Consider the following 15,133-nt stretch of genomic DNA (forward strand, 5'->3'; position numbering starts at 1 on the left):
GACATTATCCAGTTTTTTTTAAAAAGTTATTATTTTGAGGAATCTCTCATGAATACGACATTATTTGATCGCGCCTCTGCGGTTCAAGCAGACCTACTTGTCACCTTTGTGCCAAGTGAAGGTGCGTTCCCTGAGTCTACTGCTTGGGTTGATGGCAATGCAGATGGCCAGTTGTCACAATTGCGAGAAAGCGGCGTTTTCAAAGGCGGTTTAGCGCAAACATTATTATTACCAAGCGTCACCCAAGATTTTGCTCAGCCAGTGTTATTAGTGGGTATTGGTAAAGAAGCTGAGTTGAGTGATATGCAAGCGCGCAAAGTCATTGCAGCGGTAGCGGCTCAAATCAAATCACTGCCATACGCTACGGTAGCGCTTGCTAGCCGTGCTCTAGTATTGAAGCAGCGTTCACAAAGTGAAGTAACGGCATTGATCGCGCAGTGGCTGAATGAAGGTTTCTACAACTTCCTAGGCTTTAAGCAAGACGACGCAGAGAAAAGCACGAAAGTCACCAATCTATTGATCGAAGGCGATGACGAAGCGGCGCTAGCGATTGGTACGGCAACGGCAAACGGTTCCGCGTTTGCTCGCCAGCTAGGCAATCTGCCAGGTAACGTATGTACACCGAATTACCTTGCGTCGAAAGCACAACACTTTGGCGAAGAATATGGCATTGATGTTGAATTGCTAGATGAAACCAAAATGGATGAGTTAGGCATGCATTGTCTACTGTCTGTGGGTCGTGGTAGTGATCAGCCAAGTTATTTGATCGTGATGCATTACCGTGGTGGCGAAGCAGATGAAGCGCCTCACGTCTTGCTGGGCAAAGGGATTACCTTCGATACGGGCGGCATTTCGTTGAAACCAGGTCCAAAAATGGACGAAATGAAATACGACATGTGCGGTGCAGCGAGCGTATTCGGCACCATGAAAGCCATTTGTGAATTGAAGCCTAAGCTTAACTTCACGGCGGTTGTTGCTGCGGCTGAGAATATGCCAAGTGCCCGCGCGACCAAGCCTGGCGACATTGTGAAAACCATGTCTGGTAAAACGGTTGAAGTGCTTAATACCGATGCCGAAGGCCGTCTTGTCTTGTGTGATGCACTGACTTACATCGAACGCTTTAAGCCTAAGTCTGTGGTGGATATCGCGACTCTGACAGGCGCTTGCGTTGTGGCACTAGGCAGTGTGAACTCTGGTATGTACGCAAACGATGATGCGGTAGCAGCGTCATTGAAAGAAGCCAGCCAGATTTCTGCCGATAAAATTTGGCAAATGCCTCTTAACGAAGAATACCAGCAACAGCTTGATAGTAACTTTGCTGATATTGGCAACATTGGTGGCCCAGAAGCGGGTTCTGTGACCGCGGCTTGTTTCTTGTCGCGCTTTACCGGTTCTTACCCTTGGGCGCACTTGGACATCGCGGGTGTGGCGTGGAGCGGCGGCGCGGCTAAAGGCGCGACGGGTCGTCCTGTTGCTCTCTTGACTCGCTACTTGTTGGATAAAGCCAACTAAGCACAGAGTTGTTACTACGATAATCTTTTCTGAAAAGCAGCAATGGTGTCCATTGTTGCTTTTTTTATGCGTCAAAAAAGTAAGGTAAAGCGTTCGAGTGGGTTTTTCGAGACAGGTTAAAAGGCGCCCTTTGCGGCTTGTTAAGCGTGAGAGGGTAGACATTTTAAGCCTTGAGTGCGAAAGTTGATGGAATAAATTCCGATCAATTAAGCCTTGTTGTTTATTTGTTATCGCTTCTGTTTCTTTATTTACTATTTTATTGGTTAGTGTCTTATGCCTGATTTAGCCTCACAAATTGAAGAGAGTGTTCTGGACGACCCTGCAATAGATGGCTCTGTTTTAGAGGGCAGTGCTTTTCAGGACGCTGAATTTACAGACAATGAGTTTGAGCCTGATGAAGACACCTTGATTACGGCGCTGCGAAACCAAGACGATATTCCAATTCTTATGGACATAGTCGCTGAGAAATTGGCGGCATCAGCCAGTCAGGAAGGTCAGCTTTCTGAGGCAATGGAAGGTTTTAGTAGCGCTCAAAATGACGCTATTCCAGTATTATTGAAGGAAGAGCAAGCGACACCATTGATTGAGCCTGAAACAAGGCTTGAAAGCATGGTTGAAACAACGCAACAAGACAGTGAAGCAGACGACAGGCAGGCGCTCATTGCACAGGCAGTGACGGCCGTGCTTGAGAAACGCTTGCCGGATCTCGTGCAAGAAGTGCTTCAGGCGATGGACGAATTATCGACGCAAGAGAAATGAATGACGCGATTGGCAGATTCGAGACCATCGACCAGCCTCAGGTTATTCTTTATCTCGCGATGACGCGCTATAATTCACCAAATTCAATTTACCTCTCTACAAGAGCTTTAAGACACCATAATGGAAAAGACCTACCAACCACAGAGTATTGAACAACCTATTTACAAACGTTGGGAAGAGGGCGGCTATTTTGCTCCTCAAGGCAACGGCACCCCTTTCTCCATCATGATTCCGCCACCAAACGTCACTGGCAGTCTGCACATGGGGCATGCGTTTCAGCATACCTTAATGGACGCTATGATTCGTCGTGAGCGAATGAAGGGCAAACGCACTTTGTGGCAGCCAGGCTGTGACCACGCTGGTATCGCAACGCAAATGGTTGTAGAGCGCCAACTGGCGGCTCAAAACACCACACGTCATGACCTTGGTCGTAAAAATTTCCTAGAAAAAGTATGGGAATGGAAAGACCAGTCAGGCGGCACGATTTCTGATCAAATGCGTGTCTTGGGTGATTCTGTTGATTGGCAGAAAGAGCGCTTCACAATGGACCCAGGTATGTCTGCGGCGGTACAAGAAGTGTTTGTACGCTTGTACGACGAAGGCATCATTTACCGCGGTCAGCGTCTTGTTAACTGGGACCCAGTTTTACACACGGCCATTTCTGATTTGGAAGTTATCTCAGAAGAAGAAAATGGCTTCATGTGGTATTTCCGTTATCCATTAGCGGATGGCGCGACAACCACCGATGGTAAAGACTACATAGTGGTGGCAACGACTCGCCCAGAAACCATGTTTGGTGATGCGGCGGTGGCGGTTGCACCGGATGATGAGCGTTTTACAGACCTTGTTGGTAAATTCGTTGAATTGCCGCTTGTTGGTCGTCGTATTCCTATTGTAGCCGATGAGTATGTCGATAAAGAATTTGGTACTGGTTGCGTGAAAATCACCCCAGCCCATGACTTTAATGACTACGAAGTTGGTAAGCGTCACGACATGCCGTTAATCAACATCTTAACGGACGATGCGACCATCAATGACACGGCGCCAGAAAAATACCGTGGTATGGATCGTTTTGTAGCGCGTAAAGCCGTTGTTGCAGACTTTGATGCGTTGGGTTTGTTGGAAAAAGTAGCCGACCATAAATTAAAAGTGCCTCGCGGTGAGCGTGGTAATACCGTAATCGAACCGTACCTGACTCAGCAATGGTATGTGGCCGTTGAAACCTTGGCCAAACCAGCCATTGAAGCGGTTGAAAACGGCGATATCCAATTTGTGCCTAAGCAGTGGGAAAATACCTACTTTGCTTGGATGCGTGATCTGAACGACTGGTGTATCTCTCGTCAGTTATGGTGGGGACATCAAATTCCAGCTTGGTACGATGCAGACGGTAAGTTCTACGTCGGTAAAGACGAAGCGGAAGTCCGTACTAAGTACAGCCTAGCCGATGATGTGACACTGACCCAAGACGAAGACGTATTAGACACCTGGTTCTCTTCGGCATTGTGGACCTTTGCGACTCAAGGTTGGCCTGAAGAAACCCAAGACTTTAAAGAGTTTAGTGAGTCGGATGTGTTGGTAACCGGCTTCGATATTATTTTCTTCTGGGTGGCCAGAATGATCATGATGACTCTGAAGTTCACGAAGAAAGTACCTTTTAAAACGGTGTACATTACCGGTCTAATCCGTGATGAACGCGGTGATAAAATGTCGAAGTCGAAAGGCAACGTAATCGATCCATTGGATTTGATTGGCGGTATCGATATTGAATCCCTTGTTAAGAAACGCACTTACGGCATGATGCAGCCGCGTCTTGCTGAAAAAGTAGAGAAGAATACGCGCGACACCTACCCAGAAGGCATTCAAGCTTATGGTACCGATGCGCTTCGCTTTACGCTTTGTTCTCTTGCTTCTGGTGGTCGTGATATCAAGTTCGATTTGAATCGACTTGAAGGCTACCGTAATTTCTGTAACAAAATTTGGAACGCTACCCGTTACGTTCTGATGAACACAGAAGATCAAGATTGTGGTCAAAATGGTGCGGATGTTGAGTTGTCATTGGCGGATAAGTGGATCATTTCTCGCTTACAACATACGGAAGATGCGGTAAATCGCGCGTTTGAAACTCATCGTTATGACCTTGCTTCACAAGCCCTGTATGAGTTTATGTGGCACGAGTACTGTGATTGGTACTTAGAGTTATCTAAACCGGTACTTTGGGATGAAAATGCCACGGCCGCTCAGTTAACAGGAACACGCCGTACCTTGGTTCGTGTGTTGGAAACCTTCTTGCGTTTGGCGCATCCAATGATGCCGTTCTTAACAGAAGAAATTTGGCAACGTGTGGCACCATTGGCCGGTGTTGCAGGTGACACTGTGATGGTGATGGAATACCCAGAAGCCAACGAAGCGAAAAAAGACGCGCAAGCTGAAGCCGATATTGAATGGCTGAAAGGGGTGATTGAAGGGGTTCGTAATATTCGTGGAGAAATGAATATCGCGCCATCAAAACCTCTGGATGTATTATTCCGCAATGGCACTGAACAAGACAAAGCTCGCTTAGACGCCAACCTGGCTTTCTTGCAAAAATTGGCCAAGCTAGAAACCATAACTTGGTTGAACGTAGGCGATGACGCACCTATGTCGGCGACGGCGTTGGTCGGCGATATGGAAGTCTTGGTGCCTATGGCAGGTCTGATTGATAAAAATGCAGAATTGGCCCGTTTGCAAAAAGAAATAGATAAGGCGACGAAAGATTTAGAACGCATTGAAGGCAAATTATCAAACGAAAGCTTTGTGGCGAAAGCCCCAGCGGCTGTGGTCGATAAAGAGCGTGCGAAGTGCGACGATCTTCGTCTGACAGTAAGCAAACTGGAAGAACAAAAAGCGAGCATTGAATCGCTATAAGTAAGTAGTAATGCCAGACATGTTTTGTGTCTGGCATTCGTTGCATTCTATAAAAATAAAAAAAGAGGCAATACGTAATGGAAAGAATTTCTGGAAAAGTAAAATGGTTTAATGACTCTAAAGGCATTGGCTTCATCAAAAGAGAAGCGGACAGTGATGTCTTTGTGCATTACAAATCCATTTTATTGGACGGCCATAAAACGCTAAAGAAAGGTCAATCTGTGACCTTTGAATTGGCTACGACTGAGTTTGGTCATCAGGCGATAGAAGTCCGTTTAGAAGAAGAGTCGTCTTCTGCTGTGCAAGAAGACGAGTATCGGACTGCGAACGCGTAACGGCTTACTGGTTTTTCTCGAGCAGCATTTTGTGCGCAAGCTTAACAAAGTCTACTGGCGTTAAAATGCCCAGTAGCTTGTTGTTTTCGACAACCGGTAAGCAGCCATATTTATTTTCGATAAAAAATTCGGCTGCCGTATCCAAACTGACACCTGGTTCAATAGTAAGAATGTCTTTATTCATTACTTTGGAAACAGGTGTTTGCTCTTCTTTTTTCGCCAGTTGCTGAGTGCCAAATTGACTGACTAAGTAGAAGGCATAACGAAGGTATTCTCGTTGCGTTAGCATGCCAATGCATTCACCGCTTTGATTAACAATTGGCAAATTACGAATGTTTTTGTCGTGCATGAGTTCTTTTGCTGCGGCTAACGAGCTGTCTGCTTCGAGTGTGGCTAAATTTGTCACCATCAAATCTGCAACGGTCATCATAGTTTGAGCTTCCTTTTTTCCCAATTTTTATTCCAGCAAGTGTGGTGCAAGCTGTCTTCAAAAGCAATTATATTGCCATGAGTCAAATCAACAATAGGGCGAGTAAATGATCAGCGATGAAGAGTGGATGGCGAAAGCGCTATTATTAGCAGAGCAGGCGGCGGCCGACAGTGAAATTCCGGTGGGGGCGATCGTTGTCTTGGACGGGGAAGTGATTGGCGCGGGTTATAATTCGCCTATCTCACAATGCGATCCAACGGCCCACGCTGAGATCCAAGCGCTTCGCGATGCCTGTCAAAAGGTGAATAACTATCGCTTAACTGGAGCAACGCTGTACGTCACATTAGAGCCTTGTTCTATGTGTGCAGGTGCCATTGTTCATTCTCGTGTAGCGCGCGTCGTGTACGCGGCCACCGAACCCAAAAGTGGTGTTGTAGAAAGCCAAGGTGCTTTTTTTGAGGCGCCATTTTTGAATCATAAAGTCGAAGTGAGTGGTGGTGTATTGGCGGAAAAAGCCTCGCTGCAACTAACACAGTTCTTTCAATATCGCCGTGAGCAAAAAAAGAAGCTCAAACAATTGGCGAAAAAGGCCATATAGTCGTTTTTTTTCTGCATTTAGTGCAGAAAATTCAGACACTGCTGGCCTCTATTTGGGTCATTGATTTAAAATACCCGCACCATTTCCCCCAAAACTACCAAGTGAGGCAATACTCGACATGCTAACCCTGCATGGTTCCGCAGCGCTATCAGCGTTTCGCAAGGCAAAGTTGTTGGCCAACATGAAAGCATCTGTACCATCCGTAACGGACGTAGATGCGCAATTTCTTCATTTTGTTGAATTGCATGACGGCCAAGCGCTTTCTACAGAACAAGAAACCGTTCTTCAGCGCGCTTTAGCCTACGGTCCTAAATCCTCCCAAGTCAGTTCATCTGAGCAAAGTGTATTAGTCGTTCCTCGTTTAGGCACGATTTCACCTTGGTCTTCAAAAGCAACCGATATTCTTCACAACTGTGGTCTAGCGACCGTGTCTCGTGTTGAACGTGGTGTGGAGTATTTCATCCACAGTGCGTCACCATTGACACTGAATGAGCTGGATCTGTTGTCAGAAATGTTGCATGACCGTATGACAGAAAGCGTGCTTCCGGCATTGAGCGACGCGTCTGACATGTTCTCTCATGCAGAGCCTGCACCAATGACTGCGGTCGATGTGTTAGCGGGCGGACGAGCAGCGTTGGTTGAGGCAAACCAAACGCTAGGCTTGGCCTTGGCAGACGATGAAATCGATTACCTTGTGGCATCTTTTATTGAGTTGGGCCGTAACCCAATCGACATCGAGTTGATGATGTTTGCGCAAGCAAACTCTGAGCATTGTCGTCACAAAATCTTTAATGCGTCTTGGACCATTGACGGCGAAGAGCAAGAACGCTCTTTGTTCAAAATGATCAAGAACACACACGAACATAATCCAGATGGCACCTTGTCGGCTTACAAAGACAATGCGGCTGTGATGGAAGGTAGCTTTGCAGGACGTTTCTTCCCTGCACCGGGTACGCGTGAATACGACTTTAGCCAAGAAAACATCGATATCTTGATGAAAGTTGAAACCCATAACCACCCAACGGCAATTTCACCATTTTCTGGCGCTGCAACCGGCTCTGGCGGTGAAATTCGTGATGAGGGCGCGACTGGTATTGGTTCAAAACCAAAAGCGGGCTTGAGCGGCTATACCGTATCCGATCTTAAAATCCCAGGCTTTGAACAGCCATGGGAGAGCGACTATGGCAAACCTTCTCGTATCGTCACGCCTTTGGATATTATGATCGAAGGTCCTATCGGTGGTGCTGCTTTTAATAATGAGTTTGGTCGTCCAAACTTGTTGGGTTACTTCCGTAGCTACGAGCAAAAAATCCAAGGTGCAACACAAGAAGAAGTCCGTGGTTACCATAAGCCAATCATGTTGGCGGGTGGTCTGGGCAATATTCGTCGTGAGCACGTAGAGAAAAAAGAAATCAAAGTAGGCGCTAAGCTGATTGTGCTTGGCGGTCCTGCGATGTTGATTGGTCTTGGTGGCGGTGCGGCTTCTTCTATGGCTTCTGCGGATGGCAACGAAGACTTAGATTTCGCATCTGTTCAGCGTGGCAACCCAGAAATGGAGCGTCGCTGTCAGGAAGTGATCGATCGCTGCTGGCAGTTGGGCGACAACAACCCAATCAGCTTTATCCACGATGTGGGTGCTGGTGGTTTGTCGAACGCTTTACCAGAATTGGTGAAAGACGGTGATCGTGGCGGCAACTTCGATTTGCGCAAGGTTCTAAATGATGAGCCTGGTATGTCGCCGTTAGAAATCTGGTGTAACGAATCTCAAGAACGTTATGTTATGGCGGTATCGCCAGAGCGTATTGAAGAGTTTACTGCGATTTGTGAGCGTGAGCGCTGCCCATTTGCGATTGTCGGTGATGCAAAAGAAGAGCTTCATTTAGAAGTAGCGGATGAGCATTTCGGTAATAAGCCTGTTGATTTGCCAATGTCTGTGTTGTTTGGCAAGCCACCTAAAATGCATCGTGAAGCGACCAAAGCGGTTATTGAAGGCGATGATTTCACGGCAGTAGACGTGGATCTTGTTGAGGCGGCGAAACGTGTTTTAAGTTTGCCAACGGTAGCCAGCAAAAACTTCTTGATTACCATTGGTGACCGTTCGATCACTGGCATGGTGGCGCGCGATCAAATGGTTGGTCCTTGGCAAGTGCCTGTGGCAGATGTGGCGGTAACAACGTCTTCATTAGACAGCACCACTGGTGAAGCCATGACCATGGGTGAGCGTACGCCAATTGCATTGTTAAACGCGCCTGCTTCAGGTCGTATGGCGGTCGGTGAAGCCTTGACGAACTTAGCGGCAGCGCAAATCACTAAGCGTAACCACATTAAGTTGTCTGCTAACTGGATGGCTGCGGCCGGCCATGAAGGCGAAGACGAAAAACTTTACCAAACCGTAAAAGCGGTTGGTATGGAATTGTGTCCTGCGTTGGATATTGCGATTCCTGTCGGTAAAGATTCCATGTCGATGAAGACAGTTTGGAAAGAAGACGGCGAAGAAAAAGCGGTGACCTCGCCATTGTCTTTGGTTATTACCGCGTTTGCTCCAGTAGCAGATGTACGTAAAACCTTAACACCAGAATTGCAAAATAACGCTGATACACGTTTGTTATTGATCGATTTAGGCGCGGGTCAAAACCGTCTTGGTGGTTCTGTTATTGCGCAGGTTTACAACAAATTGGGGCAGCAAGCACCAGATGTTGATAATGCAGCGGCATTGGCTGGTTTCTTTGATACGACTCAAGCATTGAACGCCGCAGGCAAATTGTTGGCTTACCATGACCGTTCCGACGGTGGTGTGTTTGCGACCTTGACAGAAATGTCATTCGCCAGCCATTTGGGTCTGAACATCGATCTTGATGAGACTATCAGCCAGCGTGCTCAAGTGGCGCCTGCTTTATTCAGCGAAGAGTTGGGTGCTGTGGTTCAGGTCAAGGAAGCGGATGTCGCGGATATTATTGCGGCTTACGCGAAAGTGGGTGTTACTGCTACTTCTATTGCGACCTTGTCTGGCGATGACAGCATTCGTGTTCGTTTTGCTGGTGACACTGTTTTGGAAGAAACACGTATCAACTGGCAGCGTGTTTGGTCTGAAACCAGCTACCGCATTCAAGCGTTGCGTGACAATCCAGAATCCGCTCAACAAGAATTTGATAACTTGTTGGACGCCAAGGATCCAGGTTTGTCTGCTAAGGTAAGCTTCGATCAGAATGAAGACATTGTTGCAGCCTTTGTTGCATCGGGTGTGAAACCTAAGATTGCCGTATTGCGTGAGCAAGGTGTGAACGGTCAGGTCGAAATGGCGGCAGCGTTCCATAAAGCAGGCTTTACTCCGATCGACGTTCATATGAGCGACATCTTGTCTGGTCGTACTACGCTTGATGAGTTCAGTGGTTTAGTGGCGTGTGGCGGTTTCTCTTACGGAGACGTTTTGGGTGCAGGTGAAGGTTGGGCGAAGTCTATTCTTTTCAACCCAGTTGCACGCGAGCAGTTTGAAGCCTTCTTTAATCGTCCAGATACCTTCTCTCTAGGTGTGTGTAACGGTTGTCAGATGTTGTCTAATCTTCATGAGCTTATTCCAGGTGCTGCTCATTGGCCGAAATTTGTTCGTAACCAATCGGCTCAATTTGAGGCGCGTCTTGTGCAAGTAGAAGTTCAGAAATCGAACTCTATTTTGTTGGCAGGTATGGAAGGTTCGCGTATGCCAATCGCTGTGGCTCACGGTGAAGGTCAAACTGAATACCGTGATGATCAAGATATGGCGGCACTGGCGTCTTCATCGCAGATCGCATTGCGTTATGTGGATAACTACGGTCAAGCAACGGAACGTTACCCGTTCAACCCGAATGGTTCAGCAGAGGGTGTGACAGGCTTAACATCAGAAGATGGTCGTGTGACTATCATGATGCCTCACCCTGAGCGTGTTTATCGTACCGTTCAACATAGCTGGCACCCAAGTGAGTGGCAAGAACAAGCACCATGGTTGCGTTTGTTCCAAAACGCAAGAAAGTGGTTAGGCTAAGTTCTTAACGTTAACGTGATCTTGAAAGGTCTCTATTCGAACGAATAGAGGCCTTTTTTTTGCGGAATATTGTTGGCTTGTTTTCTCTACTGAGTCATTTTTGGATCGGTTTAGCGATCTGGGGTAAAAATAAGTGGCTTGTGGATTGAAGGTGTTAAGAGAAAAGCATAAAAAACCCAGTGTGAAAACACACTGGGTTAAGGGAAATACGGGGGTTACGTATTTCTGAACGCGGGCTGATTAAAGCGCTGGGCCTGCTTTCACAATAGTCTCAGACACTGTTTCAAACTTCTTGAAGTTTTCCACGAACTGAGCAATCAATTTCTGTGCTTGATCTGCGTATGCGCCTTGGTCTGACCAGGTGTTACGAGGGTTCAACAGAACGCTGTCTACACCAGGAACCTGAGTTGGAACATCTAGGTTTACGTCGTCTAGGTGTTCTGTTTCAGCGTCAATAAGAGCGCCAGATTGAATCGCAGCAATCACCGCACGAGTCGTAGGAATGCTGAAACGCTTGCCGCCTTGACCATGCGCACCGCCAGTCCAGCCTGTGTTCACTAGGTAAACTTTGCTACCGAACTCTTCGATGCGCTTGATCAATAGATCCGCGTAAACATCGGCAGAGCGAGGGAAGAAAGGGGCACCAAAACAAGTAGAGAAGGTAGATTTAATACCGCTGCCTGCGCCCACTTCAGTGGAGCCAACTAGCGCAGTGTAACCACTTAAGAAATGATAAGCCGCTGCTTCTTTAGACAAGATAGAAACAGGAGGTAAAACACCGGTTAAGTCACATGTTAGGAAGATGATCGCGTTTGGCTCACCAGCACGGTTTCCAGCTGCACGTTTTTCAATGTGCTCGCGTGGGTAACCAGCACGACCGTTTTGCGATAGTGATGTATCCGCGTAATCGGCAATGCGAGTTTCTGGATCTAGTACAACGTTTTCTACAATCGTGCCGAATTTAATGGCATCCCAAATGATAGGTTCATTTTTCTGGGATAGATCGATGGTTTTCGCGTAACAGCCGCCTTCGATATTGAACACAGTGTCTTTGCCCCAACCGTGCTCGTCGTCACCGATCAAGAAGCGTTCTGGGTCTGCAGACAATGTTGTTTTACCTGTTCCAGATAGACCAAAGAACAAAGTAACGTCTTCGTCTTGACCAACGTTTGCCGCACAGTGCATTGGCAATACGTCGTGAGCAGGCAGTAAGTAGTTTTGTACTGAAAACATGGCTTTTTTCATTTCACCGGCATAACGCATACCAGCGATAAGCACTTTGCGCTCAGCAAAGTTTAGAATAACGCAGCCTTCAGAGTTGGTGCCATCACGCTCTGGTTCACAAACGAACTCAGGGGCGTTGATAATTTGCCACTCACCTTTTGAGGCTGGGTTGTATGTTTCAGGACGGATAAATAGGTTGCGACCAAACAAGTGGTGCCATGCTGTTTCAGTGCGCATGATGACAGGTAGGTAATACGTGTCACCAGCACCAACATGAATGTTTGATACAAAGGATTCTTTTTCATTCAAATAGGCTTCAACGCGATCCCACAAAGGTGCGAATTTTTCTTCTGGGAAAGGGCGGTTAACAGGCCCCCAGTGGATGCTGTCTTTGCTGGATGCTTCTTCTACGATGAAGCGATCCATCGGAGAGCGGCCAGTGCGGGCGCCGGTTTCAACAACCAATGCGCCATTGTCGGCGAGAACGCCTTCGCCATTTTGTAGCGCTTTTTCAACAAGTTGTGGGGTTGTCAAATTTGAATGAATTGCTGTTACTTTAGATGCAGAACGCATGTCGTAAAATCCTCAGATCTATAAAATATGGTCTAATTATTATTGTTGTTTTTTATGGGGGAATTAGGTTGAAATCGATAGTAACAAAACAATCTAAAAAAAAATATTGTTATAGCGATATGTTATTTTATTACTTTTTAGTAAAAAACTAATATCTATTAACCTATTGATTTTAAAGTGAAAAGTGCAATTCGTGCTATTTTCGGCCTTCTTTTTTACGCGCTCCTATAATTAGGTGGCTACATTTCTGTTATTTTCTTTCTATTTTGTTGGTATTTTTCTAAAGCGAAATATAATTACTTGGAATATCGAAATACCCTGATTATATGGATAGGGGGATGTTTATGGTAAAACCCTCATTAAAGTGAGGATATCTTCTACAAAACCCTCAAAAAATTCATAATTATTTGCATTTTTCTTGTTTTAGTTGCCCCTGAATCCCCGTGCTTCATGGTAAGATTATTTCTCGAATTCCCCCTCTTTTTAAAGGTTGATCGAACTTATGTTAAAAACGAATCAGAACTGCAATATTGGATTTGTCGGTCTCGGCGTAATGGGTAAAAACCTAGCTTTAAATGTCGCAGACCATGGCTATCGAGTTGCAGGTTTTGATCTTGACGCAGGTAAAATTAAAGACGTTCTTGATACTGAGGAGCGTGAGCGTCCAGACTCACAGAATGAAGCCCGTATCATTGGTTGTTCTAATTTAACAGAACTGCTTGATAACTTAGTGAAACCTAGAGTGATTGTTGTACTAGTGCCTGCCGGAAAGCCAGTAGACGCAGTATGCGACAGTTTAATTGAAGCTGGCCTAGAACCTGATGACATTGTTGTTGATTGTGGTAACAGTCAATGGACGGACACTATCCGTCGTGAATCAGAATATAAAGATCGCCTTAAGTTCTTTGGTACGGCGGTTTCTGGTGGTGAAGTTGGTGCGCGATTCGGACCTTCTCTCATGCCAGGTGGTGATGCGGACTCTTGGAAATATCTACAGCCAATGTGGGAAGCGGTTGCGGCGAAAGTTGACGCAGATGGCAAGCCTATTGTTAGCAATATCCCTGGTAAACCTGTGACTGAAGGTGAGCCTTGTACTGCTTATCTTGGGCCAAATGGCGCTGGGCATTATGTTAAAATGGTGCACAACGGCATCGAATACGCAGACATGCAGCTTATTTGCGAAGCCTACCATTTGTTGCGTTCGCTATTGGGTTACGAGCCTGCTGAAATTGGTAAGTTGTTTGAAAAGTGGAATCAGGGTGTTCTTAATAGTTATTTGGTTGAGATTACCGCAGATATCCTTCAACAATATGACCATAAAACCGGTGCGCCATTGGTGGATATGATTCTCGACAGTGCTGGACAAAAAGGCACAGGTCGTTGGACTTCTATCAGCGCTACGCAAATGGGTGTTCCTGCTGGCATTATCAGCGAATCTGTTTATGCTCGTGCACTTAGTACGTTAACGGCTGAGCGTGAACATGCTGCTGGTATTTTAACGGCGGATGTTGAAAGTGGTGATATTGAAGCGGCAGACGTAGAGAAGGCCATTGAAGAAGCGCTTTATTGCGCTAAGATTTGTGCTTATGCGCAGGGCTTCCAATTGCTTCGAGCGGCAGAAAAAGAATACGACTGGACGCTAAACTTTACGGACATTGCCAAAATTTGGCGTGGTGGTTGTATTATTCGCGCATCTTTCTTACAAAAGATCGCCGATGCCTTTATTGAGAACCCAGCGTTAGACAATCTGTTGGTGAGCGATTATTTCGCGAATGCCATGGCTGAGAAACAAGTCGGCTTGCGTAAAGCAGTAGTATTGGCGGCTCAATCAGGTATTCCAACACCTTCATTCTTTTCTGCACTAGCGTACTTCGATGGCTATCGTTCAGAAGTGTTGCCTGCGAATTTATTGCAAGCGCAACGAGATTACTTCGGTGCTCATACTTATGCTCGAGTAGACGATGATCCGAGTCAGAAATACCATACTTTCTGGCAAGAAGAAGGTCGTCCTGAGCGTAAAGCGTAAAACGCTTCGTTTATAGGGTGAATAGATAAGGCCAAAAGAGACTCCATTGTATTATTCGGGTTTTCTTTGGCCTCATCTAATGATTAGGTTGGTTGAATGTTTTTCTTAGGTAGCTGCTTGAGAAAGGGGTTCAGCTAACTTATTCTGATGTCCTACTGTTCCTACTGTTCCTACTGTTCCTACTGTTCCTACTGTTCCTACTGTTCCTACTGTTCCTACTGTTCCTACTGTTCCTACTGTTCCTACTGTTCCTACTGTTCCTACTGTTCCTACTGTTCCTACACGTGTTTTTGCTGCCTCTTATATAGTGCCCTTTGAATGTCCGCTTAAGTGTTGTTATCTGCTCTGTTGTGTCTTATTTGTTCGGCGAAGCAATATCGCCTGTGATGAATGAGTATCTATAGTAGGAAGATGGCGCTTATTGCTCTGATTTAAATGGCTGTTCATTCCTGGTTACTAATAAAGAGTCGGGAGGTTGTGTTGTCGGGCTTTTTTACTTGCATAAAGTGAGCTAGATAGAGGGCTTTTGTTGTTGGGGGTGAGTGTTTTTAGGTTGTTTTATAAACAAAAAACGACTTTTCTGTTGGTTAATTGATCGCTTTTAAGATTCTTTTAAATTTTTTGCGATAAATAGCACTTTTTCTCAGAAAAGGGTTGCACTAAATCTGTAGATCCTTAATATACGCCCTCGCTGACACGGACAACGCTTCACAACAACGAAGACGATGTCTAGCTTACTAAGTAAGCCAACAGG

The 15,133-nt window shown here is 46.1% G+C and carries 9 protein-coding genes; 7 read left to right on the plus strand and 2 right to left on the minus strand.

Annotation, left to right across the window (positions count from 1 at the left end; all coding sequences use genetic code 11):
- Positions 1-48 precede the first annotated feature (48 nt).
- The 4 genes from E0D71_RS16350 (at position 49) to E0D71_RS16365 (ending at position 5,510) form a co-directional block, all read left to right on the plus strand.
- Positions 49-1,512 (plus strand): leucyl aminopeptidase, encoded by a 1,464-nt coding sequence (locus tag E0D71_RS16350; protein ID WP_133004385.1) that lies wholly within the window; start codon positions 49-51, stop codon positions 1,510-1,512.
- 273 nt (positions 1,513-1,785) lie between these two features.
- Positions 1,786-2,271 carry a hypothetical protein gene (locus tag E0D71_RS16355; protein WP_133004386.1) on the plus strand — a complete coding sequence of 162 codons (486 nt, stop codon included), beginning with the start codon at positions 1,786-1,788 and terminating at the stop codon, positions 2,269-2,271.
- Positions 2,272-2,391: 120 nt separating this feature from the next.
- The gene (locus E0D71_RS16360) at positions 2,392-5,175 is read left to right on the plus strand and encodes a valine--tRNA ligase (RefSeq protein WP_133004387.1); all 2,784 of its coding nucleotides are present in this window, start codon (positions 2,392-2,394) and stop codon (positions 5,173-5,175) included.
- Positions 5,176-5,252: 77 nt separating this feature from the next.
- Positions 5,253-5,510, plus strand: a complete 258-nt coding sequence (locus tag E0D71_RS16365) for a cold shock domain-containing protein (protein ID WP_133004388.1) — start codon at positions 5,253-5,255, stop codon at positions 5,508-5,510.
- 4 nt (positions 5,511-5,514) lie between these two features.
- On the opposite strand, the gene E0D71_RS16370 is transcribed toward E0D71_RS16365, so the two are convergent.
- On the minus strand, positions 5,515-5,940 hold the full coding sequence (locus E0D71_RS16370; protein WP_133004389.1) for a CBS domain-containing protein: 426 nt from the start codon (positions 5,938-5,940) through the stop codon (positions 5,515-5,517).
- A gap of 106 nt (positions 5,941-6,046) precedes the next feature.
- On the opposite strand from E0D71_RS16370, the gene tadA reads away from it, so the two are divergent.
- On the plus strand, positions 6,047-6,538 hold the full coding sequence (tadA, locus tag E0D71_RS16375; RefSeq protein ID WP_133004390.1) for a tRNA adenosine(34) deaminase TadA: 492 nt from the start codon (positions 6,047-6,049) through the stop codon (positions 6,536-6,538).
- A gap of 118 nt (positions 6,539-6,656) precedes the next feature.
- Positions 6,657-10,556: a phosphoribosylformylglycinamidine synthase gene (gene purL, locus E0D71_RS16380; RefSeq protein ID WP_133004391.1), complete on the plus strand. Its 3,900-nt coding sequence runs from the start codon at positions 6,657-6,659 to the stop codon at positions 10,554-10,556.
- Positions 10,557-10,796: 240 nt separating this feature from the next.
- Here the strand turns inward: purL and E0D71_RS16385 are convergent, their stop codons facing one another.
- Complete coding sequence (locus E0D71_RS16385) at positions 10,797-12,353, minus strand: phosphoenolpyruvate carboxykinase (protein ID WP_133004392.1); 1,557 nt, start codon at positions 12,351-12,353, stop codon at positions 10,797-10,799.
- A 502-nt stretch (positions 12,354-12,855) separates the two neighbouring features.
- Here E0D71_RS16385 and gndA point away from each other — a divergent pair.
- The gene (gene gndA / locus E0D71_RS16390; RefSeq protein WP_133004393.1) at positions 12,856-14,379 is read left to right on the plus strand and encodes an NADP-dependent phosphogluconate dehydrogenase; all 1,524 of its coding nucleotides are present in this window, start codon (positions 12,856-12,858) and stop codon (positions 14,377-14,379) included.
- The last annotated feature ends 754 nt before the right edge of the window (positions 14,380-15,133 follow it).

The organism is Marinomonas sp. KMM3893 (assembly GCF_004352855.1).
Taxonomy (GTDB): domain Bacteria; phylum Pseudomonadota; class Gammaproteobacteria; order Pseudomonadales; family Marinomonadaceae; genus Marinomonas; species Marinomonas arenicola.